Source organism: Pseudoalteromonas sp. S1608, assembly GCF_005887265.1.
GTDB classification, from domain to species: domain Bacteria; phylum Pseudomonadota; class Gammaproteobacteria; order Enterobacterales; family Alteromonadaceae; genus Pseudoalteromonas; species Pseudoalteromonas undina.
In genome coordinates this window covers 1-363 of record NZ_PNDK01000102.1, presented here as the reverse complement: position 1 = coordinate 363, position 363 = coordinate 1, and the positions used below count along the sequence as shown (strand labels likewise).

Annotated in this window: 1 protein-coding gene; it reads left to right on the top strand. The window is 38.6% G+C overall.

The window, feature by feature from the left end; genetic code table 11:
• Positions 1–181 (top strand): DUF84 family protein (locus CWB75_RS18860; protein ID WP_138571432.1); only part of this gene is annotated, 181 nt, incomplete at its 5' end.
• Between the last annotated feature and the right edge of the window lie 182 nt (positions 182–363).

Below are 363 nucleotides of genomic sequence, written 5' to 3'. Positions count from 1 at the left end.
GATGCCAGCTGACGAGCGCGGATATTTCATGGATAAGGCTTTTACTACCACCTATTTTCTGGAACAAGGGTGTGCTATTGGTTTATTAACTGATCATCATGCGACAAGAGAAAGTACCTATACTCAAGCGCTGACTCTCGACATGGCGCCGTTTCTTTATCCCACTTTATATAATCAATAACGCATCTTTTATTGAAGTATAACTACGGAGTATTATATGCCGCCGAAACCTTATTTAGCTTTAATGCCTTTGCGGGCTTACAATAAATGTTTGCAACTTATGCCTTGGAATATACCAAAGCAGAAGATGAACATTACCAAAAAACCAATAATCCATTATGTATTGCGTAGCAAAATCACGAA